Annotated in this window: 24 protein-coding genes; 11 read left to right on the forward strand and 13 right to left on the reverse strand. The window is 63.1% G+C overall.

Features of this window, described 5'->3' with window-relative positions; genetic code table 11:
- Positions 1–142: 142 nt before the first annotated feature.
- The 3 genes from C1A35_RS28755 to C1A35_RS28765 form a co-directional block, all read right to left on the reverse strand.
- Positions 143–1,528 (reverse strand): ATP-binding protein, encoded by a 1,386-nt coding sequence (locus C1A35_RS28755; protein WP_104667661.1) that lies wholly within the window; start codon positions 1,526–1,528, stop codon positions 143–145.
- A complete protein-coding gene (gene feuP / locus C1A35_RS28760) occupies positions 1,518–2,189 on the reverse strand; it encodes a two-component system response regulator FeuP (RefSeq protein ID WP_034789361.1) in 672 nt (223 codons plus the stop codon). Before feuP ends, C1A35_RS28755 begins: the two co-directional genes overlap by 11 nt.
- A gap of 140 nt (positions 2,190–2,329) precedes the next feature.
- Positions 2,330–2,584, reverse strand: a complete 255-nt coding sequence (locus tag C1A35_RS28765) for a hypothetical protein (RefSeq protein WP_034789359.1) — start codon at positions 2,582–2,584, stop codon at positions 2,330–2,332.
- Positions 2,585–3,392: 808 nt separating this feature from the next.
- On the opposite strand from C1A35_RS28765, the gene C1A35_RS36460 reads away from it, so the two are divergent.
- A complete protein-coding gene (locus C1A35_RS36460) occupies positions 3,393–3,533 on the forward strand; it encodes a hypothetical protein (protein ID WP_199773060.1) in 141 nt (46 codons plus the stop codon).
- Positions 3,534–3,832: 299 nt separating this feature from the next.
- On the forward strand, positions 3,833–4,171 hold the full coding sequence (locus C1A35_RS28770; RefSeq protein ID WP_034789357.1) for an MmcQ/YjbR family DNA-binding protein: 339 nt from the start codon (positions 3,833–3,835) through the stop codon (positions 4,169–4,171).
- Positions 4,172–4,246: 75 nt separating this feature from the next.
- Here C1A35_RS28770 and C1A35_RS28775 read toward each other — a convergent pair whose 3' ends face one another.
- Positions 4,247–4,714 carry a YcgN family cysteine cluster protein gene (locus C1A35_RS28775; protein ID WP_104667770.1) on the reverse strand — a complete coding sequence of 156 codons (468 nt, stop codon included), beginning with the start codon at positions 4,712–4,714 and terminating at the stop codon, positions 4,247–4,249.
- Between the two features lie 164 nt (positions 4,715–4,878).
- Here C1A35_RS28775 and C1A35_RS28780 point away from each other — a divergent pair, with 164 nt between their 5' ends.
- The 4 genes from C1A35_RS28780 to C1A35_RS28790 are packed head-to-tail and all read left to right on the forward strand — an operon-like array spanning position 4,879 to position 8,365.
- Positions 4,879–7,083, forward strand: coding sequence for a transglycosylase domain-containing protein (locus C1A35_RS28780; RefSeq protein WP_104667662.1), 2,205 nt, complete (start codon positions 4,879–4,881; stop codon positions 7,081–7,083).
- A complete protein-coding gene (locus tag C1A35_RS36110; protein WP_158665190.1) occupies positions 7,067–7,231 on the forward strand; it encodes a hypothetical protein in 165 nt (54 codons plus the stop codon). Before C1A35_RS28780 ends, C1A35_RS36110 begins: the two co-directional genes overlap by 17 nt.
- Before the next feature lie 8 nt (positions 7,232–7,239).
- Positions 7,240–7,827: a DUF1214 domain-containing protein gene (locus tag C1A35_RS28785; protein ID WP_104667663.1), complete on the forward strand. Its 588-nt coding sequence runs from the start codon at positions 7,240–7,242 to the stop codon at positions 7,825–7,827.
- A complete protein-coding gene (locus C1A35_RS28790; protein ID WP_104667664.1) occupies positions 7,820–8,365 on the forward strand; it encodes a DUF1254 domain-containing protein in 546 nt (181 codons plus the stop codon). The genes C1A35_RS28785 and C1A35_RS28790 overlap by 8 nt, the downstream gene beginning before the upstream one ends.
- A 181-nt stretch (positions 8,366–8,546) precedes the next feature.
- Here the strand turns inward: C1A35_RS28790 and C1A35_RS36465 are convergent, their stop codons facing one another.
- From C1A35_RS36465 to C1A35_RS28800, 3 genes are all read right to left on the reverse strand, one after another.
- A complete protein-coding gene (locus C1A35_RS36465) occupies positions 8,547–8,717 on the reverse strand; it encodes a hypothetical protein (protein WP_164475067.1) in 171 nt (56 codons plus the stop codon).
- Positions 8,718–9,039: 322 nt separating this feature from the next.
- On the reverse strand, positions 9,040–9,321 hold the full coding sequence (locus tag C1A35_RS28795) for a hypothetical protein (protein ID WP_104667665.1): 282 nt from the start codon (positions 9,319–9,321) through the stop codon (positions 9,040–9,042).
- A gap of 153 nt (positions 9,322–9,474) precedes the next feature.
- Positions 9,475–10,176: an SH3 domain-containing protein gene (locus C1A35_RS28800; protein ID WP_199773061.1), complete on the reverse strand. Its 702-nt coding sequence runs from the start codon at positions 10,174–10,176 to the stop codon at positions 9,475–9,477.
- 293 nt (positions 10,177–10,469) lie between these two features.
- Between C1A35_RS28800 and C1A35_RS28805 the strand changes: the two genes are divergently transcribed.
- Positions 10,470–11,543, forward strand: coding sequence for a DUF2336 domain-containing protein (locus C1A35_RS28805; protein ID WP_104667772.1), 1,074 nt, complete (start codon positions 10,470–10,472; stop codon positions 11,541–11,543).
- 63 nt (positions 11,544–11,606) lie between these two features.
- Here the strand turns inward: C1A35_RS28805 and C1A35_RS28810 are convergent, their stop codons facing one another.
- From C1A35_RS28810 to C1A35_RS28825, 4 genes are all read right to left on the reverse strand, one after another.
- On the reverse strand, positions 11,607–12,530 hold the full coding sequence (locus C1A35_RS28810) for a helix-turn-helix domain-containing protein (protein ID WP_104667666.1): 924 nt from the start codon (positions 12,528–12,530) through the stop codon (positions 11,607–11,609).
- Positions 12,531–12,594: 64 nt separating this feature from the next.
- Positions 12,595–12,954, reverse strand: a complete 360-nt coding sequence (locus tag C1A35_RS28815; protein ID WP_104667667.1) for a DUF1491 family protein — start codon at positions 12,952–12,954, stop codon at positions 12,595–12,597.
- A gap of 79 nt (positions 12,955–13,033) precedes the next feature.
- On the reverse strand, positions 13,034–13,990 hold the full coding sequence (locus C1A35_RS28820; protein WP_104667668.1) for a peptidoglycan-binding domain-containing protein: 957 nt from the start codon (positions 13,988–13,990) through the stop codon (positions 13,034–13,036).
- Positions 13,962–15,527, reverse strand: coding sequence for a sensor histidine kinase (locus C1A35_RS28825; RefSeq protein WP_104667669.1), 1,566 nt, complete (start codon positions 15,525–15,527; stop codon positions 13,962–13,964). Before C1A35_RS28825 ends, C1A35_RS28820 begins: the two co-directional genes overlap by 29 nt.
- Before the next feature lie 641 nt (positions 15,528–16,168).
- On the opposite strand from C1A35_RS28825, the gene C1A35_RS28830 reads away from it, so the two are divergent.
- From C1A35_RS28830 to C1A35_RS28840, 3 genes are all read left to right on the forward strand, one after another.
- A complete protein-coding gene (locus C1A35_RS28830) occupies positions 16,169–16,615 on the forward strand; it encodes a DUF5330 domain-containing protein (protein WP_104667773.1) in 447 nt (148 codons plus the stop codon).
- Between the two features lie 187 nt (positions 16,616–16,802).
- Positions 16,803–17,525: a hypothetical protein gene (locus tag C1A35_RS28835; protein WP_104667670.1), complete on the forward strand. Its 723-nt coding sequence runs from the start codon at positions 16,803–16,805 to the stop codon at positions 17,523–17,525.
- 175 nt (positions 17,526–17,700) lie between these two features.
- Positions 17,701–18,123, forward strand: a complete 423-nt coding sequence (locus tag C1A35_RS28840) for a SufE family protein (protein ID WP_104667671.1) — start codon at positions 17,701–17,703, stop codon at positions 18,121–18,123.
- A gap of 150 nt (positions 18,124–18,273) precedes the next feature.
- Here C1A35_RS28840 and C1A35_RS28845 read toward each other — a convergent pair whose 3' ends face one another.
- Positions 18,274–19,206, reverse strand: a complete 933-nt coding sequence (locus tag C1A35_RS28845; RefSeq protein ID WP_104667672.1) for a LysR family transcriptional regulator — start codon at positions 19,204–19,206, stop codon at positions 18,274–18,276.
- Between the two features lie 93 nt (positions 19,207–19,299).
- Here C1A35_RS28845 and C1A35_RS28850 point away from each other — a divergent pair, with 93 nt between their 5' ends.
- Complete coding sequence (locus C1A35_RS28850) at positions 19,300–20,103, forward strand: isocitrate lyase/PEP mutase family protein (protein ID WP_104667774.1); 804 nt, start codon at positions 19,300–19,302, stop codon at positions 20,101–20,103.
- A 200-nt stretch (positions 20,104–20,303) separates the two neighbouring features.
- Here C1A35_RS28850 and mucR read toward each other — a convergent pair whose 3' ends face one another.
- Positions 20,304–20,735: an exopolysaccharide biosynthesis transcriptional regulator MucR gene (gene mucR, locus C1A35_RS28855; protein WP_104667673.1), complete on the reverse strand. Its 432-nt coding sequence runs from the start codon at positions 20,733–20,735 to the stop codon at positions 20,304–20,306.
- Between the last annotated feature and the right edge of the window lie 205 nt (positions 20,736–20,940).

Genomic DNA, 20,940 nt, shown 5'->3' on the forward strand with positions numbered 1-20,940 from the left:
CCTTGATTTTCTTTTGGCATTCCCCGCTTGCCGAGGCAACGGCGAGCCCTGCAGGTGTGACATTTTCAAGCACGGGTGTGACCCCTAAATCACGATGGATTTGCAGCGGGCGACGCCAGAACGACGCATTTCCTCGTCACCTCTAAACGGCCGCCGGCAAAACCAGTTCCGCGCGCAAGCCTCCCTCGTCACGCCGCGACAGGGTAATGCTACCTTGATACTCCCGGACGATCTCGCTGACGATCGAGAGGCCGAGCCCTGTACCGGGCTTGCTTTCGTCGAGCCGCTTGCCGCGCTTCATCGCCACGGCGATCTGATCCGGGTTGAGCCCCGGGCCGTCGTCGTCGACGTCGAGAACGATCCATTGGCGACCGGGCTCCTTGGCATGAACCTCGCTCGGCGCGGGCCTGACGTTCAACCACACTTCGCCACGGGCGTGGCGCGCGGCATTTTCGAGCAGGTTTCCGACGGTCTCCTCGACGTCCTGCAATTCCATGGCGAGCACCAGTCCCGGCGGGTTGATCGACAGGTGGACCTGCTTTTCCGGATTGAGCTTGCGCATGACGCGCACGAGGCGTTCGAGCGCCGGCTGCGCTTCCGTGCGTGCCAGCACGGACTCGCGCTGCGCCGCGATCCGGGCGCGGCTCAGATAGGACTGGACCTGCGTCTGCATCGCATCGACCTGGCTGCGCACCAGCTCGCCATGCGATGCCTCGAGCACCCGGGCCTCGTTGAGCAACACAGCGATCGGCGTCTTCAGCGAATGGGCGAGATTGCCGACCTGCATGCGGGCACGCTCGACGATACGGCGGTTGCTGTCGATCAGCGCGTTGACCTCGTTGGCGAGCGGCTGGATCTCGCGCGGAAAATCGCCGTCCAGCCGTTCGCTTTCGCCGGCGCGGATCTTTTCCATCGAGCGCCGGACCTCATCGAGCGGCCGCAAGCCGAAGAGGATGGTGAGCGCGTTTACCCCGAGCCCGCCCAGACCGAAGATGGAGAGCGCGATGGTCAGGTTGCGGGTGAAGCGGTTGATGTCGGCCTCGAGCACGTCACGGTTGCCTGCCACGCGAAAGCGCGCCGTATGGCCCTGGATGTCGAGAACGACCTCGGTCTCGGAGACCTCGACCTCGTTCCCGAAGGGATCCTTGGTGGTGTAGAAGCGGACATAGCCGGTATCGAACGGCACCTCGTCGACGCTGGCGATCGGCAGCTTGCCGTTGCCGAGCGAGGTCGAGATCAAAGGCGGCGTGTCGAACTCGCCGATCGGATCGACGACCCAGTACCAGCCGGTCTGCGGTTGGGAAAACCTGAGATCACCGAGCTGCGGACTGCCCGAGAGCACCGTCCTCTCGTTGACGGAGATCGAATTGACGACGTTGAAAAGCTGCGCCCGCAGCAAATCCTTGAAGCCGCGCTCGGAGCCCTGGCGATAGAGTTCGGAAATGACCACGCCGATCACGACCAGAGAGACGACCGCCCAGACGGTCGAAACTACCAGAACGCGGGCTGTGAGCGATCTAATTGCCATTGCCCGGCGCTTGCATTCGGTATCCGAGACCGCGCACCGTTTCGATCAGATCGTTGCCGATCTTCTTGCGCAGCCGGCCGATGAAGACTTCGATCGTATTGGAATCGCGATCGAAATCCTGATCGTACATATGCTCGACCAGTTCCGTGCGCGAAACGACCTGCCCCATGTGGTGCATCAGATAGGAGAGCAGCCGGAACTCGTGCGACGTCAGCTTCAATGCCACGCCATCGACCGTTGCCTTGGAACCCTTGGTGTCGAGGCGAACGGGGCCGCAGACAATCTCCGAGCTCGCATGGCCGGCGGCGCGCCGGATCAGGGCGCGAATGCGGGCAAGGACCTCTTCGACGTGGAAGGGCTTGGCGACGTAGTCGTCGGCACCGGCATCGATGCCGGCCACCTTGTCGCTCCAGCGGTCACGCGCCGTCAGGATCAGTACCGGCATGGTCTTGCCGTCGCCGCGCCATTTCTCAAGCACCGTGATGCCGTCCATCTCCGGCAGGCCGATGTCGAGGATCACGGCATCATAGGGCTCGGCATCGCCGAGATAGTGCCCCTCCTCGCCATCATAGGCCTGGTCAACGACGTAGCCGGCCTCCTTCAGCACCTCGGCGAGCTGCCGGTTCAGGTTGGCGTCGTCCTCGACAATCAGAATGCGCATCCGTCTTTACTTCCTCTTGCGGCCATCCTGCTGCATGCTTCGCCAAATCTGGCCGATTTAAGGATAAGAACACGCAGCCATTCAAAGTGCTACAGCGACCTTCGTACGCCTGATACGGCGCGCGGCGCTGCCGGGATAGCCTACATCGGCACCTTGACGGTCACCTTCTTCGGCCTGCCGCCATTGCCGGGAACGAGCACGGTGATCACGCACTGACCATCGGATGTCGGCTGCGCCGACAGCAACTCGCCACCGGTGTCGGCAACGACTTGCGCTGCAGCCGCGCTGCAATCGCCGGACACACGAACGACAATATCCGACGGCACGCTGATCGCCGGCGGGCTGAAGCCGGCGAGGCCTGCAGCAAGCGCGGCTATGATCACTGGTGAAGACATGAACGCACTTTCGACTTGGGAAGCATCATGGCAGAAGCAATAACCGAACGAGGCTGAATGGCAAATGAATGTCGGCCTTTCGGACCGGCAACCACTATCGGGAAACGCATCACCTCCCCCGAAATCCGACCTTAGATTGCGGCGATTCTTCCCTGGAGGAAACCCGCATGGGTCATTCCGTTGCCAAGCCATAGCCACTTCCTGCGACAGTTTTAGCGACGCGGTCACGCGAGGAGCATGACCTGAACCCCAGAAGCGCCAGACGGTGCAGGCGAACGATCAGCTTTCGTTAAGCATGTTTCACTAGGATCCCATGAGCCGGATGCACTGATCTCCGGAGAGCACGCTGCCGATCGACTGCGGCGATGCCGCGAGCCTGTTTCCCGATTCTTTTGAATCATTTGACGGCTGTCGTTCGCAGCAGAAATCAAAGACCTCAGAAACTGATTCAGGCCGATCGCCCTTCCCGAACAAGGCTCGCCCGGCGCGCCCCTTCGAACCCGCAGACGCAATCCGTCAGCACGGCATCGATTACGCCCGCACACCGACTTCTTCTTAAGTGAGCGCTGCGAAACGAGCGGCCCCGTCGCCACAATCTATGCGAGCAAATTACTTCAAAATTACCTACAACTTAAACCTGTTGACGGCAGAGGCCGAGGCGTGCTGTGTATAAACGAAATATTAATCGATTTAAAGATTTTTCAATCGTTTAAATGATTTAAGCCACTGATTTACAAAGCCTTTGTGATGTGAAATTGTCCGCGACAATCATACATCACGAAACCGTCACAGAACCCGGGAGGATCGCATGCAGACGCTCGCAAACAACCAGCCCGCATCTCAGCAGTCCAAAGTACCGCAATCGTTGCTCGACCGTTTCGAGAGCGAATGGCGTGAGATGCGCGCCGCGAGCCAGGCGACGCCGAAGCCGGTCGCACCGGCAGAATGAGGCCCTTCTGAGTGGCGCGCCCGCGCGTCACCGGCCCTGCCTTTCCACGCTTGCCGCTTCATAGATCATCGCCGGGTATCGCTTGTTCCTGGCGTTTCCGACCTTCTTTTGCGAACCGACGGTGAAATCATCACCGTCGGTCGCGGCGTTTCTGGGTTCCACACCGCGTACGACGACCGCAGCCCTGTCAGGCGCTCGCCAGCGCCCTTTTCGAGCGGTGCATAAAGCGCGCCCCTAGCAATTTTTGTAGTGATTTTCAGCCTTTTTGCCATTCGGCAAAAGCATGTTACTCTTTCTGCATGCTGACGGAAGAGATCGAAAGACTCGCGCTGAGCCTGCCTGGAACGGAGGAAAATGCGCATTTCGGAACGCGAGATTTCCGCGTTGGGAAGCGTATTTTCATGAGCCTGCCGGAGGCCGGTCGCGCCGTTTTCAAGTTCACCCCGGATCAGCAGCGCATGCTTCTGGAAATGGAGCCCGGCGTCTGTGCCGCGGTGCCCGGAGGCTGGGGCGATCGCGGCTGGACCTCACTCTATTTCGTCCAGGCCGACGAGGATCTCGTGCGGCAGTCGATGGAGACCGCATGGCGCAACGTCGCCCCGAAGAGCCTCGTCAAGAAGAACGGCGGCAGCCATTAAAGGCTCGTTGCGGCAGAATGGCCTCGCAGGCTCCCGCACTGCCAAAACGATTCCGCCGCCTCGACTAACCCCTTGTCACTCCACGTTTTCCTGCCCCACTTCGAGTGGCCAGGTGACCAGATAGTCCTCATAGTCGTCGACGTCGATGCCATCCTCCGCAACGGTGCGGCCACGGACCGAAATGCCGGCGGCATGAACTGTCTCCGGATCGCCCGAAATCAGCGGATGCCACCAGTAGAGATCCCGCCCCTCGGCGACCAGCCGGTAACCGCAGGTCGGCGGCAGCCAGGTGATTTCGCGTACGGCCTTCGGGGTCAGCTGGATGCAATCAGGCACCGTCGCCTGGCGGTTGGGATAGTCCTTGCAGCGACAGCTCTCACCGTCGAGAAGCGTGCAGCGGATCGAGGTCCAGGCGATCTCGCCGGTGTCCCAATCCTCCAGCTTGTTGAGACAACAGAGGCCGCAGCCGTCGCAGAGGCTTTCCCACTCGGCATCGGTCATGTCTTCAAGGCTCTTCGCCTTCCAGAAAGGCATTTCGCCCATCGTCATCACACTTTCGTCAAATCGCTCGCGATACAGAAATTTCGCAGAAAATTGCCGGTTTTTTAAGGCCGGCGGCGCGATATGCAAGTAGATTGGAATTTGACGCCGTGCAAATATTACACGGCGCCGGCATGATGCCGTAGAGCCTTCAGGACGTTGAGACCGTGCGGGAACCGAGGAAAGACGATAATCGGCCGAAGAAACGGCACATCTTTCTGCGAATCGACTCCTTTATCGATTCCACGGTCTGGAATGCCGGCTTCAAACTGTCGCAATGGTGGGAAGACACCACCATCTTCTTCCGCCGTTTCCGCGTCACCGGTTGGAAGAAGGCCGTCTTCGAGGTGCTCGGCGAAGGCATGAATTGGGGCACCGTCGGCGCGGTGCTGATGTTGGCGCTGGCGCTTCCCGCCTTTGAGGAAACCAAGGGCAACTGGCGCGCCCAGAGCGATTTCGCCGTCACCTTCCTCGATCGCTACGGCAATGAAATCGGCCATCGCGGCATCATCCACGAAGATTCCGTGCCGATCGACGAACTGCCGGACCACCTGATCAAGGCGGTGCTGGCGACCGAAGACCGGCGCTTCTTCGACCACTGGGGCATCGACTTTCTCGGCCTTGCCCGCGCGATGACGGAAAACGCTCGCGCCGGCGGCGTCGTGCAGGGCGGCTCCACCCTGACGCAGCAGCTCGCCAAGAACCTCTTCCTGTCGAACGAGCGCACGATCGAGCGCAAGATCAAGGAAGCCTTCCTTGCCGTCTGGCTCGAATGCAATCTGTCGAAGAAGGAAATTCTCCGGCTCTATCTCGACCGTGCCTATATGGGCGGCGGCACTTTCGGCGCGGCAGCAGCCGCGCAATTCTACTTCGGCAAGTCGATCACCGATGTGAGCCTCGCGGAATCGGCCATGCTCGCGGGCCTCTTCAAGGCCCCTGCCCGCTACGCGCCGCACGTCAACCTGCCGGCCGCGCGCGGCCGCGCCAACGAGGTGCTGACCAATCTGGTTCAGGGCGGGTTGATGACCGAGGGCCAGGTGATCGCCGCTCGCCTCAATCCGGCGACCGTGATCGACCGCGCCCAGGTAAAGGCGCCCGACTTCTTCCTCGACTGGGCCTTCGACGAGGTCCAGCGCATTGCCCGCCCCTTCGCGCAGCATTCGCTGATCGTGCGTACCACGATCGACATGGGCCTGCAGAACGCCGCCGAGGACTCGGTGGAATCGAGCCTGCGCCAATATGGCGAAAGCTTCCGCGTCAAGCAGGGCGCGCTGGTGATGATCGAGAATGGCGGCGCCCTGCGCGCCATGGTCGGCGGCCGGGATTATGGCGAGAGCCAGTTCAACCGCGCGACGCGCGCGCTGCGGCAGCCGGGCTCCTCCTTTAAGGTCTATACCTACGCGGCGGCGATGGAGAAAGGCATGACGCCGGAAACGGTCGTCGTCGACGCCCCGATCACCTGGCGCGGATGGTCGCCGCAGAACTATGGCCGCAGCTATGCCGGCCGCGTCACCATCCTGACGGCCATCGCCAAGTCGATCAACACCATCCCCGTGCGCCTCGCCAAGGACAAGCTCGGAACGGACCTGATCGCCCAGACAGCCAAGGACATGGGCATCGAGACGCCGATCCGCACGGACAAGACCATGCCGCTCGGCACTTCGGAGGTGACCGTGCTCGACCAGGCAACGGCTTACGCCGTCTTCCCTGCCGGCGGCGTGCAGTCACGCCGCCACGGGATCAGCCAGGTCCTCAACTATGACGGCGATATCCTCTACGACTTCGGGCGCGACGAACCGCCGGCCCGGCGTATTCTCTCCGAAACCGCCAATGCGTCGATGAACTCGATGCTGACGCAGATCCCGATCATCGGCACGGCGCGCAAGGCCGCGCTCGACAACGGCATCGCCGTCGGCGGCAAGACCGGCACGACGCAGGCCTATCGCGACGCCTGGTTTGTCGGCTTCACCGGCGACTATACGACCGCCGTCTGGTTCGGCAACGACGACTACACCTCGACCAACAACATGACCGGCGGCTCGCTGCCGGCGATGACCTTCAAGCGGCTGATGGACTATGCCGAACAGGGCATCGAGCACCGGCCGATCCCGGGGATCACCGCGCCGACGGCGCCGGCAAGACAGCCACCTCAGGTCGCGACAGCGAAGCCCGACGAGAACGCATTGCCGCCGCTCGTGCGGCCGCGCTCGCTTTCGACCGACGTCACCCGACTGCTGCGCAGCATCGGCGAGACCTTCGAAAAGGCGCCGGCGCTGAAGGCTCCCGAGAAGGTCGGCGGCAGGCTCGCGGCTCTCGGCGCGGCTGAAGAACCGCGTTCCGGACAGGCGAATGTCGATGCCGCCAGCAACTGACGTTTCCGGCGTGTTCGCTCTCCTGGCGTATCGCGGTCGCGCTGTCCTGTTCAAGGCCGGCGGCGCAGTCGCCGTTGCACCGGACGCGGATTTCGGCGACATAGTGGATCAACCCGACGGCACCGCGCCGCAGGACCATATCCGGTAGAGTCGCCCTTGTTCCGAATCCCCTTCCTCGTCGCCCTCACCCTTGCCATCGCCTTCGGCGGCGGCATCGCCTCGGCAGTGTGGGCGCTGAAAGCGACCGTCGGCTTCGGCTCGATCGCAATCGGCCCCTGGGTCGCCTTTCCCGAAGCGCAGACGGCCAATGCCGACCCCTATGCCAAGGCACACCGGGCGCGGGCCGGAGAGTTGCTCTATGGCGGCGCGGAGGGGCTGATGTTCAGCGCCCAGGCCGACAGCAAGGGCGAAAAGCTCCAGGCGGCCTGCTCCTATGATGTCGCGGGGCTGACGCCGCAGGCGCGCTTCTGGACGCTCTATGCCGCCAATGCCGAGGGCCTGCCGCTGCGGCCCGGCTCCGACCTGCCCTCCGCGCTCAATTCCTGGACGGTCCTGCGCGGCGAAAACAGCAACTTCACGATCCATGTGTCGCCGAACGCGCAGCCCGACAACTGGCTGGCTGTGCGCCACTCGGGCACGTTCCGGCTGGTGCTGACGCTGCTCGATACGCCGACGGCGGGCTCCTCCGGCCTGATCGACCTCGCCATGCCAGTTATCACCAAGACGGGTTGCGGCGATGCGTAGCGTTCTCTTCGCCACGGTTCTCGGGCTCGTCGGCGCCGCCCTGCTGCACATCATCATCGTGCTGGCGCTGCCGCAGTTTACCGGCCGTGATGCCTATACCCGAGTCCTCGGGCTCCTGGAGATGGACAGCTTCTTTGCGCTGACAAGCACGCCGGGTTCCACCGGCCTTGCCAACGAGGATCCCTATCTCAGGACCGCGGTCTGCAGCTTCTCGATCGCAGATGGGCCGGCGCGCTTTCTTGCCAGCGGCAGCGTGCCGTTCTGGTCGCTCGCCGTTTTCGACGGCAATTCGAACGAGGTCTTCAGCATGAACGACCACACGGCGGTCAACGGCAAGCTCGATCTCGTCGTCGCAACGCCGATCCAGCTGGTCGAGCTGCGCAAGTCTCCGCCGCAGGCGCTGGCGCAATCGATCATGATCGAGATGAAGGAACAGGATGGTTTTGCCGTGCTGAGAGCGATGGCGCCGGTCGACAGCTTCGAGGAGCAGGTCCGGAACTTCCTTGCGGAGTCAAGCTGCGAGCCGTTCCGTCGCTAGGTCAGCCCCGCGGTCTTCGAACAGCCGTTTGAGCGAGAGGAAGGCAGCGTAAGCATCGCGCGGCGATCATCGGATGCCGCGTCGAACGCGGCAGTGCATAAGGGTGGAAAGCCCGAAGTGCCGGGCAAGGACTTAGACTCGAGACGACCGTTCCGGTCGCCTTTTCCGCAAAAGCGCAGCTTCACTGCTTCTTGATGCGGCGTCCGTCCGGCGCGGTCGGCTGCGGGTCGCGATCGAGGCGTTCGTAGCGGATGCCGGTGAACAGCAGCACTTTCGCTCCACCCGATATGGCCGGAGGCCGGTGTGGTGGTATACGGACCTTGCGGTCCTGGATTCTGATCACGTCTGCCATGCTCGTCTCCACAAAGTCTTGAGACGGATGAACTACCGTACAGATTTCACCCTGCCCGTTCTCGGGCCAGCGCATTTTCCCAGATCTTCCTGGACAGGCGCGCCTTTCTCGTTTGCTCCTTCTTCCGGTCGCCCGGATGTTGCTGTTCTGGTTCACGACGCGGCCCGATCATAACGGGTCCACTCCGATTGAGCCATAGGTTGGTTAACAGATTGCTAATACACGCCCTGCAACCCCAACCTGCGTTCAGTATGTCTCCCGGCCAGTCCCGGCGATGTATCCGAGGTAACAGGGGCAATTCCGGCGAAGCTTCGCCTCCCCGCTAGCGCCGGGACATCAGACCGAACAGGAAGGATACCCCCGCGACGGCGACCAGGGTCGAGAGCGGTTCTTCGCGGACACGCTCGCGCACGCGCTCAGCCAGGAGATCCGCCTCTCCCTGCACGACCGCCTTCGTGCTCGTTCCGATCGCCGTGACCGCCTCCGTCAGCCGCGCGATTTCCGCGCGCAACTCGGCGATCTGTGCGTCGACCTCGGCGCGGGCACCTGCTTCCGCGTCACTCACGGCAACTTTTTCCACCGCCTGCAGTTTCTTTTCGACCATTACAACGCTCCCTTGTCTGCGCCGGCTCAACGCGCCGGCTGGCGTTTGGTTCCGCCAAGGACCGCTGAAAGCGGTCTGCGAAACGCAAAACGGGCGACCAGGGCCGCCCGTTCTTTCCGTCAGACAGGGCCGCGTCGAAACACGGTGCCCGGATCAGTTCTCGCAGTAGGGATCGTCGACCTGGCAACGAACCATCGGAGCCGGACGGGCACGCTCATAGACGGTGCCGTCGTCCTGTCGAACGCGCACGCCGTCGCTGCGACGCTCCCAATCACGCCGGTCCTCGCGCTCCGTGCGTTGACGGCGCCATTCGTCGTCGCGCCACTTTTCTTCTTCGCGCTGGCGGCGTTCCCAGTCGCGCTGATCGCTACGCCGCTCGCGTTCCCAGTCGCGGCGCTCACGTTCGCGCTGCCGCTCCCAATCCCGGCGATCCCGCCGGTCATCGACCCAATCCGGTCCGTGGCGCCAGCGATCGCGTTCGCGATAGAAATCACGGCCGCGGTAGTTGCGGTCCCAATAGTTGTCGAACTGGAAGACAACGGTCGGAATTCCGAGCGGGCGATAGTAACGCGGCTCGACATAGACCCGATTGCGGCGATAGTCGGCCTGGACATAACGTCCGGCAACCCAGCCACGCCCGCCATAGAACGACACGTCGCACCACGGCAGGTCCGCAAGGCAGCCGTGGATTTCAACTGATTCGCCCACCGGGATCATCGACACCGCCGGATAGCGCGTGCTCGGACCGGAGCGCATGTTGACGTTCGCGGTGGCAAAGCCTTCGGCAGCCTGGGCAATCGCCGGGGCCAAAAGGAGCGCGCAGACCGCCGCCGCGCGCACGATAAATTTCTTCACAGTTCCATATCTCCCGTGGAGAGGCCCCTCTTCACTCGGCCCCAAACGTCGGCGGGCGTCCGGGCCCTTCACCGTCGCCGCGATAACTCATGACCGCATGTGGATTTTTTATGGCTAATGCTGCGGATGTCCCCGAGATTTGCCGCGCCCGGCGGGGCGCTCTGCCGGCACACCGCGCCCTCGGTGTGCCGCAAGCCTGAATAAAGCTCCAACATCCATAGTTAACAGTGCGCTAACGCTTTTCTTCTAATTTTTGCGACGTGTGCCGTTCCGGATCGCCGGCAATGGCGATCATGTTTTGCGTGCAGGGAATTATCGTGACGGATCGCTTTCGTGAGTTGGAAAGGCCACAGACCGGCCGCTTGAAGGACGTCGTCCTGATGGCGACCGTCACTGGTTTCGAAAGCCTGCGTTTTCCCCGCAAATCCGACATGAAGCAGTTTGCGGAGCTGTTCGAACCGCTGTTCCTCGGTTCCAGCAACGAAGCCCGCCGGCAGGCGGCGGCCGCCCTTTCGCAATGCCAGCAGGTTCCGGAAACCGTCGCAGCGCTGATCGGCGGCATGCCGATCGCGATCGCCGCGATCTTTCTCACCCGCTCGAAGGCGATCGCCGACCGGACGCTGATCACGATCATCCGCGAACGCGGGCCGGAACACGCCGCAGCCATCGCGCGCCGCCCGAACCTCTCCCCTCTCGTCGTCGACGCGCTCGTCGAGCATCACAACCCGCCAGGGCTGGCCGCCCGCAGCAGTGCTGTGAAACCGGCAGCAGCAGAACAGGCAAACCCGGAGACTGAAGCCGCCTCGCTGCGCACGGCGCGCGAAGAAGCGCTTCGCCGCGAGATCAAGGCGCTCGCCGGCGCCCGTCCGCACAATATTCCACAGACGCCATCGTCCACGACGATGACCGACGTCCATGCCGCGCTGCTTGTGCGTTTTGCCCGCAGCGGCGAGATCATCCTGTTCTCGCGTGTCCTTGGCCAAGCGCTCGGCACCAGGGATGCGCAGGTCGAGCGCATCCTGCTCGACATTTCCGGGCAGCTGCTGGCAACCAGCCTGGTCGCGCTCGATGTCGAGGCGGCCGATGCCGGTTTCGTGCTTCAGGCCCTCTATCCGCATCTTCGCGAACCCTTCGGCGAAACGAGCCATGCCGCAGCCTTGATCGGCGCGATGAACCACGCAGCCTGCCGCGAGCAGCTCGATGCATGGCTTGAGGCGGAGGCCGAGGAAGCAGCGCCTGCGGCAAGACACGAAGCCTATTTTGCCGACAATACTGCCAACGACGCGCGCCACGTCGGCGCGCGCAAGATGGCAACGGCATCCGTGAACGCACAGCCGCAGCGACTTTTCGGTCGTCGCCGCGGCTGACACATGCGCCCGTCTATGCGGGCATGTCACGCACGTTCAGCCTGATGCAGCCAAGGCCCTGCCCTAGAAAAGTTGCTTCATCGCCTCGATGATCCAGCTCCATTCGCGAGCAGTCGGGGCCTGAGGCGCCTGCCCCTGCAGAACGGCCATCAACTCCTGGTATCGCGCCGAGCGGGCGTGGTGCTTGCGGTACTGCTCGAGCTGCCAATCCAGGAAAGCCTGGTCCGGAGCACGCTTCATCGCCATTGCCGACTGGGCCAGCCAGTCGGCGGCAATCTCTCTGCCGACAGCGGATTGTGGACCATGTCCACTTTCGATAGCCGCCCTCACCCGCGCGAAGGTGGCTTCGGCGGCTTGAGCGTAGGCTGCCGGATCGAACTCCTCGGTCCACAGGTCGGACATGTGGGCGCGCATCTCGGCGGCATAGGCCTTGTCGGACAACATATCCATCAGCTCCGCCCATGCGTCGATCTGTTCGGCCGTCGGGTCTTCCGGCAGGTCCGGCGTACCGGCATCCATCATCTTCTTCTTCCACGCCGCATCCATCGGCGCGCCGCCGGCGACATCATCATAGAAGCGCTCGAGCGCGGCACGAAATTCCGTCTTTGAAAGCTTGGTCACGGTCCATAGTCTCCTGAGATCCGCTGGGGAGGGTTCATGGAGTTTCAAAGCCATTCGCAAGGCTGTGGCGATCCGGCGCTTTGACCGGATTTCCGTTTCGAGCGTTCGAAGCCGCAAGGCCAGAACGTCGGCAAACGAGGTTCGGTTGGCCAGGATCTTGCGGATTTCCGTGAGGCTCACGCCGGCTTCACGCAGGGCGAGAACGAGATCCAGGCGTGCCAGGTCGGCCCCGGAATACATGCGGTAGCCGCTTTCCGTCCGCGTGGAGGGAGGCAGCAGCCCCTTGTCCGAGTAAAACCGAAGCCGCCTGACCGGTATGCCGCTCAGCTTCGAAAGTTCGCCTATCGAAAAGATTTGATCGTCCATAACCGCGTCCTACGGCCTCCACCAAGTGGAGAGTCAAGCAGGTCGGCGCGATCCGCAAGACGGCTCAGGGTCGGCTTGCGCCATCCTGCGAAACGACTTCGAACAGATCGCCACGATCGTCCAGTTCGATCTCCACGACCCAGCAGTCCGGATCGAAGCGGATCTCACTTGCAAGCGCCGCATCGACCTCATCGGCATCGCTGTCATGCAGCCGCACCTCGAACTTGCGGCCGAGATCGATCTCGTCTGCGAAGAAATTCTGCGGCGCCGGGGCAAAGAGCGTCTCGGTGCCCAAACGCGTCCGCTGGCGGATGAAGATCGCGCCGGCTTCCTCGGCTCCCTTGCGCAGCACCGCCGCATAGCCGCCGAGCGAAAACGCACGGCGCAGCAGGGATGAGACGAAGATATGGGACTTCAGGCGCATGACAGGCTGATACACGGGCGGGCCGACAGAGGCAAATCGGCGCTTGAGCCACGATATGTGACGACGCCCATCGGATGTCTCAGAGCGCGCCGATTTCCTTGAGCTTTTTCAGCACCTGGGCATTGGGTTCGCCTGTTTGCGGCAAGCGATAGTGTTTTTCGAAGTGGCGGATCGCCGCGCGTGTCTGCTCTCCGGCGACACCGTCGACCGCCACGTCCGCATAGGCGAGGTTGCTGAGGCCCTTCTGGATGTTCAGCACCAGTTCGCTCGACACAGGAATTTCCGCGCGCGGAACGAAGGTGCTTTCCTTTTCTGCCGAGCGGATGGCCGCAGCGACCGGATCGATCTCCACGCCCCCGCCCTTCGTTTCCGAAAGCGGCCGTCCCGCCGGAACCGCGGCGGCCTTTGCAGCCGGTGCGGCCCTCAAGGCCTGCAGCAGCTCGACGCTCGCCGCGCCGGTTCCCGTACGACCCGCCCGCTCCTCGAACCTCAGGATCGCCGTGGCCGTGCGCGGACCGCTCCGTCCGTCCGGCGCGCCGTCATAAAGGCCGATCCGGCCCAACTCCTTCTGGATCTCGGAGACAAGCTTCGACTGCGCCGGTTCCGGCACGCTTGCGACCCGTTCGGGCGAAGGCTTTTCCGACGACAGGTCCGCGGACGCGATCACGTCCTCGACGTTTTCAGCCTTTGCCTCACCCTCGCGCTCGATGACGAAGGTGGTCACCTTTCGCGGCTCGATCTCCTCGCCCTTGGCGATGGCAATCCGCTGCGCCGTTTCGGCGCTGACGAGCGGGACGCGGGTGCGCAACAGCGGCGACGGGTGCGTGCCGTGCTGATACCACATGGCATTGGCGGCAACGAAGGAGAACACGACGAGGAAGGCGGCCGAGCCGCCGGACACCAGCGGATGGCGCGCCATCAGACGGCCGGCAAGCCCAGCCCCCCGTCCAGCAAGGACCAGCCCGCGCACGGCGAGGCCGGGCGTCTGCCGCGCGGCCTTCTTCCGGTCAGGCTGTTTTCGCTTGCGCGGTGCCATATCCCCGTTCCTCGTTCAAACCTTTCCCCTCGAGCCGCCCCCCTTCGGCGACCGGGGCGACATCACAATCCTTCAGGCGCGGCGGAAATTCCACCGTCACCGGCGCGCGCGCTTCCTCACGCTCCGCACAGGCGATGCCGGAGCCATCACGCGGCAGCGTGACGACGATAACGGTGCCCTCGCCCTCGCGGCTGCGGATGGATAGCTCGCCGCCGTGCAGCGCCACCAGGCCCTTGACCAGCGAAAGGCCGAGGCCGGTGCCTTCGTAGCGGCGGGTATAGTCGTTCTGGATCTGGACAAAAGGTTGACCAAGCAGCGCCAGCTTGTCGGCTGCGATGCCGATGCCGGTATCGCTGACGGAGAGCTTCAGCATTGCGCCGTCCGTCTCCGCATCGATCGTGACGACGCCGCCCCGATCAGTGAACTTGACGGCGTTGCCGACCAGGTTGATGAGGATCTGCTGGAAGGCGCGCTGGTCTGCGTTGATTTCGCCGATGCCGCGGGTGATGCGGCTTGCGAGCTTGACGCCCTTTTCCGCAGCCTGATGCGACAGCATCGCCTCGCAGGCGGCAACCGCTTCGCCGACACCGAAGGGTTCGGGCATCAGCTCGTAGCGACCCGCTTCGATCTTGCTCATGTCGAGCATGGTGTTGACGACGGAAAGCAGGTGCTCGCCGGACTTGTGGATCAGGCCCACATATTCGCGCTGGCGGTCGTTTTCGAGCTTGCCGAAGTATTCGCCGGCAAGCACGTCCGAGAAGCCGAGGATGGCATTGAGCGGCGTGCGCAGTTCGTGGCTGACGGCGGCAAGGAACCGCGTCTTGGCATCGTTCGCCGATACGGCCTCGGCCGTCCTGGCTGCGGCTTCGGCCCGCAGGCCCGTTTCTTGCGAGACATCGCGCGACTGGGCGAGGATCGCGACCAGGCGGCCGTCCTCATCGCGCAGCGGCGCCAGTTCGCAGGACATGTAGACGAACTGCTCGCCTTCGATCGGCAGTGTGCGGCGCTCGATGCGGATGTCGACCGTCGCCCGGTCGCCGCCCTGGCGAAGAATGTCGATCGCGCTCAGGAAGGTGATGCGATCGGAGACATGGATCTGCTCGATGAAGCCGCGGCCTGCGGGATCGCGCATCAAGGTCAGATGTTCGGCCGCGTCACGACCGTGGACGGAAAGCACATTGCCGCGCAGGTCATGCACGGTCACCAGGCCTGCAAAGAGGTCGTAGGCGGCCGACAGATCCGGAACCACGGGATCCGTTACCGCGGCCACCTCTTCCGGCGCCCGGCCACGTACAATCGCGCCTGCCGCCGCAAGCAGCGAGGCCGAGGCCCAAAGGGCCGTGCCGAGCGGAAGAGCGGCGGACACGGGCATGGCGAGCGACAAGGCAAGCGGCACCACCGGCAGCGCCGTCAAGGAAACTGCCGCAAGCGTACGCAGCCGCTTCGCATGGCGGTGGTCGGCCGGCGACAATGCTTCACGACGGGGAAGCCACAGGGCCGCGACTTCGTCCACACGGGACGCCCATCTGCCAGCCATGTTACGCAATACGCTCACGCTTTACCCTGCTACATTTGTTGTTCTTGCGAAGCCGACGCTATCGTTTTCGCGACCTTTCGGACCGGGACTCAAAGCCGCCTCGTGACATGTCGGAATCTCGCATCCCCGGCTTAATGAAAGAATAAACGCGGCCGCCCCGGAACGGCGCGAAACGGTCGAAAAATCCCGTTTTGAGGCAAATCGGGCGACCTTCATTTCTTGTGGTTAATGGGGCGTAAGCAACGGATTTCTGTGCATTTTCTGCACCGTGTTAACGATTGTGGCGCGGCTTTTGGCGCGCGATTCCCGCTGCGTTCGGGGTTGCCGCGCCCGGCTCTGCCACGAACCTTAACGGCAAACGCTAAAATGCGACACAAATGCGCTGCAAATCGCCGGGCACCGGCATTTCATTAAAATTTGAAGCAAATGCCGCTCGTTTTGGAAAAGGCGTCTTGTGATTCCCGCCCTAATGTCGATCTCAACAAGGGGCCGGGCACCAAGAGAACGCCGGCAGGCTCCAAGGATTAGAAGGTGGCGTGAACGGGTATCAGGGGATACCACGGCGCTGCGGGATGCCGAAGGTGCAAAAGCCGGCTACAAGACTGGCGGGCCGCGGCAGCCGAACGAAGGATGGGCAGAACATGTGGTTTCTCATCAAGGCGACATTCTGGTTTTCGCTGGTGCTGGTGTTGCTGCCGTTCCTCGACCCTTCGAGCGCGCAGAAACTCGAACACGCCCCGAAAGTAGAACTCGGCGACACCTTCTCCGCCGCCAATGAGGCGTTCCAGTACATCAGCGCCATCTGCATCCAGAAGCCGGACGTCTGCGAGAAGGGTGCCGAAACCTTCGTCGCCCTTGGCCACCGGGCCCGCGAAGGCGCCCGCATCGCCTACGAATTCCTCGACACACAGTTTGCCGAAACCGATGCCACGACGCCGGATGCCAAGGTGACGACCGGTACGGTCACGCCGGCGGCGGATGTGGCGGCTCCGGCGAACGAGGTCAGCACCATCGACGCCGAACCCGTCTTCAAGCGCACGCCGGTTCCGGAAAAGCGCCTCGACCCCAAGGCCGCCGTGATCCAGTAGCCGCGTCCGCTCCCGCATATTCCTGACTTACTCACTGCCTGACTTGCCGTCCCGTTACGGCCGCCGCGAGGATCCCATCCCCTCGCGGCGTTTTCTTTTTTGCCCGCAACCGCTGATTTTCAGGCGCCACAGCCACACGCAAGCCCCGGCTGCTTAGGTCCGCCGCGCGGACAGGCGGAGGCGGACGATGCAGATTTATGGGCTTTTCTCGAACGCTGGCGTGGCGCGGCCGGCGGCATCCGGTGCTACCCTCGGCGGCGGCGTGGGAAGCGACAGCAAGCGCCCGGCCTCGACCGCCCTGCTTCTTGGCGCTGGTGACGAAAGTGCTGCGAACCGGGCTGCCGCTGCCAAGAAAAAGCTCGACGAAATCAAGGAGCAGCTCCGCATGCTCCGGTTCTTCGCATCGGATCCGGAAACACTTGCAAGGCTTGCCAAGCAGCTTGCACAACAGCTCGGCACCGCCGCCCAGCAACTGGCGGGCGCCGGTGGTGACGGCGGCGCCGCAAGCGGCGTTGCATCCGCGTCGGCCGCTGCCGCCACGGTGCTTGCCGATGCGGGCAGCGCGCAAGCGGATGCGGGCGCGCAAACGGATGCCCCCGCCGCTGACGGAGAGCCTGAGCCACCTTCGGGACCGACAAGCTTTGCCGAGCGCGCCTATCGCGAGTTCGGCGGCGACGACGACGGGTCCGATGCGGCGGCGAAAGTGGCGGCCGAGCTCAAATCCGTCGCCGAACAACTGAAGCAACTCCTGCGCAAGGCGGAGCAGGAATTGCGTACCAAGGGATCCGGGCACGATGCCGATCAGGCGCGGGCCGCCGGCCAGGCGCTATCGGCCGTCACCGGCAACATCGAGGGGGCCGGTGGAAGCGCATTCGCCTCTCTGAGCGTGCCGACAAGCATTTCGGTCTGACCACCGGATGGGGGCTGCCGCCTCTCCCGCGCATTTGCCGGTTCTCAACGGCCCTGCCATCGCCTATATGAGGGCTGAAAGCCCAAACGCCTGAAGGCAAAGGGTAGGAACAGGGAGGAATTTGTTCGCCGCAAGAACGGGCGGGCTTATAATCTTCCGACGATTGGACCGGACCATGACGACGCTTGACCAGATCATCGATGATTTCGCCTTCCTCGAAGAGTGGGAGGATCGCTATCGCTATGTGATCGAGCTCGGCAAGGCGCTGCCGGAGATGCCCGAAGCCAAGCGTACCCAGGAAAACAAGGTTCAGGGCTGCGCCAGCCAGGTCTGGCTCGTCACCAATGCGAGCGGCAATCCCGAGGACCCGGTCCTTAACTTCGAAGGCGAGTCCGACGCCCATATCGTGCGCGGGCTGGTCGCCATCGTGCTGGCCATCTACTCCGGCAAGCACGCTTCCGATATCGCCCGGATCGATGCGATCGACACCTTCGGCAAGATCGGCCTGATCGAGCATCTGTCGACCCAGCGCGCCAACGGCCTGCGCTCGATGATCCGCCGCATCAAGAACGAGGCGGAGCTGCGCCTCGCGGCCTGACACGCAGGCACTGCAGAGCATCGCGCAGTCAAGACGCCCCCTAGGAGCAGTCGTCGACGGCGCCTGCTCGAGCCAAACCCCGGCATCGGTGTGGGATAAAGACAGAGTGCAAACAAACGCGTTTGCCCATGTCTGCGTCCTGCGCGCCGACTAAACCTCTTCCGCCGCTGGATGGTCGACCATGCCCGATATCACGGCGTCCTTCCAGCGGCTGGTCAGAAAATCAATCAACGCGCGCGCCGCCGGTCCCATGGGCCGGGATGGACAAACGCAATAGACGCCCGTCTCCTTTCCCGCCCAACGGGGGAGTATCTGAACCAACTTGCCGCTGCGGATCGATGCGGCCATCGTCACTTCCGAATGAAAAGCGATGCCTTGGCCGTCGATAGCGAGTTGATGGACCGCGTCTCCGTTGTCGGCGCGCATCCTGCCGCGCGGCCGAAAGGACCGTTCTCCGGTCGGGCCGAACAACCGCCAGACCTCACCGTCATGGTTCGCCGTCGACACGACGCATTCGTGCCGCTTGAGTTCGTCGATATCCGCGGGTTCACCATGGATTTCGAGATAGGCTGGCGAGGCCACAAGGATTCGGCGGTTGCTGAGAAGTTTGCGCGCGATCAAGCTCGAGTCCTGGAGGTTGCCAATACGGATTGCCACCGTAACCCCCTCGGCGACAAGGTCGACGTATCGGTCGGTCATCAGGAGGTCGAGCCGCAGTTGCGGGTAAGCGGCCAGGAACGCCGACAGATATGGCACGACGTGATTGCGGCCGAAGGAGACGGATACGCTGAGCTTGAGCGTACCGGTTGGCAGATCCTGTTCGTTGCGAGCCCTTAGCTGCGCGTGATGCAATTGTTCCAATGCCGCGGCGCAGTCGCTGAAGTAGCGCTGCCCAGCATCCGTCAGGGACATTGCTCGCGTCGTGCGATTGATCAACAAGACACCGATCTGTTGTTCCAGCGCCTTGATGAGCCGGCTGACGGAGGACGGCGTCATGTCGAGATCGAGCGCCGCCTTTGCGAAGCTCTGGTGCTTGACCACGGCGACGAAGGCCTGCACCAGATGCAGCGACGGCCCGTCCATTACTTCTCCTCCGGAATGAATTCCTGAAAGTTCTAGCTATTATCTTTATGTCTCGCAATTGCGACGACTGGCCTTCTTCGAATGGAGGTCACCTTGAACAACAACGACAACGCCGCAATATTCCACGCGCTTCATCGCCAATCCGAGCCGCTACGGTTGCCCAATGCCTGGGACGCCGGCAGCGCGCTCCTGATCGAGCGGCTCGGTGCCCGTGCCATAGCGACGACCAGCGCTGGCGTCTCATGGTCACTCGGCTACCGCGACGGCGACGCCCTTCCACTGGATCAGCACCTGGCAAGCGTTGCAGCAATCGGCCGCGTCATCCGTGTGCCGCTCAGCGTCGATATTGAAGCAGGCTACACCGACGATGCGGCGGAGATGGCCCGGACGACCGCCCGCTTCATCGAGGCGGGCGCGGTCGGGTTCAACGTCCAGGATGGCGCGGGCACGCCGGATCTACTCTGCCGCAAGATCGAGCAGGCCCGAGAGACGGCGGAGCGGCTTGGCATCAGGGTCTACGTCAACGCGCGCACCGACGTTTACGCGCGAGCGCTTGTGCCCGCCAGCGAGCGTGTGGAGGAGGTGCTTGCCCGCGCCCGGCAGTACCGGGACGCCGGAGCCGACGGACTGTTCGTGCTCGGGGTGACCGATCGGACCGAGATCCGTGAGATCGCAAGAGGCACCGAACTGCGGCTGAACGTCATTGCCTGGCCCGGCCTGCCTGCCGCCAGCGAACTATCCGCCCTCGGTGTATCTCGCATCAGTGTCGGATCATGGATACCCCAGACGTTGTGGATGCAGACGTCGACGTTGGTGGCGAACTTCCTCGCCGATGGACGGTCCGAGGCGCTTTTTGAGCACGCGACGCCATATTCGGAGATCAATGCATATTTTTGAGCCGCGTTCGATGTGCCCACGCATCTTGCTCAGACGCCGAAGGCGGCCACGATACTTCGACGTACTATCTTTTGTGCGCCGGTGGATCAGGTGGCTGAAACACAATGGCCGGGCGCATAGGCCCGGCCATTGTGACTGAATTTCCCCACCAACGGTCAAGCAACCACCGGGGCTGCCCGCACCTCAGCAGGAGCGTGGGCTCATTTGCCGCGACGCTTGCGGCGCTGGCCGAGGCCCATTTCCTTGGCGAGACGCGAGCGCGCTTCCGCATAGGCCGGAGCGACCATCGGGTAATCGGTCGGCAGGTCCCACTTCTCGCGGTATTCTTCCGGCGACAGATTGTGGTGGGTCATCAGGTGGCGCTTCAGCGACTTGAAGGTACCGCCGCATTCGAGGCAGGTGATCTGGTCGTCCTGAACGGACTTGCGGACCGAGACGGCCGGCTTCGGCTTTTCAACGGGGACAACGACCGGCGCGGGAGCCGCCGTGTTGTTCAGCGCCGAATGCACGTCTGCGATCAGCGTGGGAAGCTCGGCGACAGGAACCACGTGATTGCTGACGTAGGCGGCAACAATTTCCGCCGTCAGCTCAACCAGAAGTTCATGGCTCGCGCCAAGCGCTGTTTCAGTCATTTCTTTCTCCTATCGGACTTCAGCACAACCCGAAACGGCGTTTCGGGGGAGGAACGCTTGCAAGCGCCGTCAGGAAGCCTTGGCTGCCTTGGGATAGACCATCAACGCGGCAAGGAGAAACGCTTGCGGCGATATCAAGAGCTGGAATTTTGATTACGAAACCTGTTGCCGATTAACCGGTGACGACCGAACTCTCAAAGCAACA

The organism is Ensifer adhaerens (assembly GCF_002940685.1).
Classification (GTDB): Bacteria; Pseudomonadota; Alphaproteobacteria; order Rhizobiales; family Rhizobiaceae; genus Ensifer; species Ensifer adhaerens_E.

Excerpts from the sequence above, each read along its gene's own strand:
- mucR (WP_104667673.1), bottom strand. The coding sequence starts at position 20,735 with ATGACTGAAACAGCGCTTGGCGCGAGCCATGAACTTCTGGTTGAGCTG.
- C1A35_RS28840 (WP_104667671.1), top strand. The coding sequence starts at position 17,701 with ATGACGACGCTTGACCAGATCATCGATGATTTCGCCTTCCTCGAAGAG.
- C1A35_RS28775 (WP_104667770.1), bottom strand. The coding sequence starts at position 4,714 with ATGGGCGAAATGCCTTTCTGGAAGGCGAAGAGCCTTGAAGACATGACC.
- C1A35_RS28810 (WP_104667666.1), bottom strand. The coding sequence starts at position 12,530 with ATGGACGATCAAATCTTTTCGATAGGCGAACTTTCGAAGCTGAGCGGC.
- C1A35_RS28795 (WP_104667665.1), bottom strand. The coding sequence starts at position 9,321 with ATGGTCGAAAAGAAACTGCAGGCGGTGGAAAAAGTTGCCGTGAGTGAC.
- feuP (WP_034789361.1), bottom strand. The coding sequence starts at position 2,189 with ATGCGCATTCTGATTGTCGAGGACGACGCCAACCTGAACCGGCAGCTC.
- C1A35_RS28770 (WP_034789357.1), top strand. The coding sequence starts at position 3,833 with ATGCTGACGGAAGAGATCGAAAGACTCGCGCTGAGCCTGCCTGGAACG.
- C1A35_RS28805 (WP_104667772.1), top strand. The coding sequence starts at position 10,470 with ATGTTTTGCGTGCAGGGAATTATCGTGACGGATCGCTTTCGTGAGTTG.
- C1A35_RS28755 (WP_104667661.1), bottom strand. The coding sequence starts at position 1,528 with ATGGCAATTAGATCGCTCACAGCCCGCGTTCTGGTAGTTTCGACCGTC.
- C1A35_RS28815 (WP_104667667.1), bottom strand. The coding sequence starts at position 12,954 with ATGCGCCTGAAGTCCCATATCTTCGTCTCATCCCTGCTGCGCCGTGCG.
- C1A35_RS36465 (WP_164475067.1), bottom strand. The coding sequence starts at position 8,717 with ATGGCAGACGTGATCAGAATCCAGGACCGCAAGGTCCGTATACCACCA.
- C1A35_RS36460 (WP_199773060.1), top strand. The coding sequence starts at position 3,393 with ATGCAGACGCTCGCAAACAACCAGCCCGCATCTCAGCAGTCCAAAGTA.
- C1A35_RS28845 (WP_104667672.1), bottom strand. The coding sequence starts at position 19,206 with ATGGACGGGCCGTCGCTGCATCTGGTGCAGGCCTTCGTCGCCGTGGTC.
- C1A35_RS36110 (WP_158665190.1), top strand. The coding sequence starts at position 7,067 with ATGCCGCCAGCAACTGACGTTTCCGGCGTGTTCGCTCTCCTGGCGTAT.
- C1A35_RS28825 (WP_104667669.1), bottom strand. The coding sequence starts at position 15,527 with ATGGCTGGCAGATGGGCGTCCCGTGTGGACGAAGTCGCGGCCCTGTGG.
- C1A35_RS28765 (WP_034789359.1), bottom strand. The coding sequence starts at position 2,584 with ATGTCTTCACCAGTGATCATAGCCGCGCTTGCTGCAGGCCTCGCCGGC.
- C1A35_RS28790 (WP_104667664.1), top strand. The coding sequence starts at position 7,820 with ATGCGTAGCGTTCTCTTCGCCACGGTTCTCGGGCTCGTCGGCGCCGCC.
- C1A35_RS28835 (WP_104667670.1), top strand. The coding sequence starts at position 16,803 with ATGCAGATTTATGGGCTTTTCTCGAACGCTGGCGTGGCGCGGCCGGCG.
- C1A35_RS28830 (WP_104667773.1), top strand. The coding sequence starts at position 16,169 with ATGTGGTTTCTCATCAAGGCGACATTCTGGTTTTCGCTGGTGCTGGTG.
- C1A35_RS28820 (WP_104667668.1), bottom strand. The coding sequence starts at position 13,990 with ATGGCACCGCGCAAGCGAAAACAGCCTGACCGGAAGAAGGCCGCGCGG.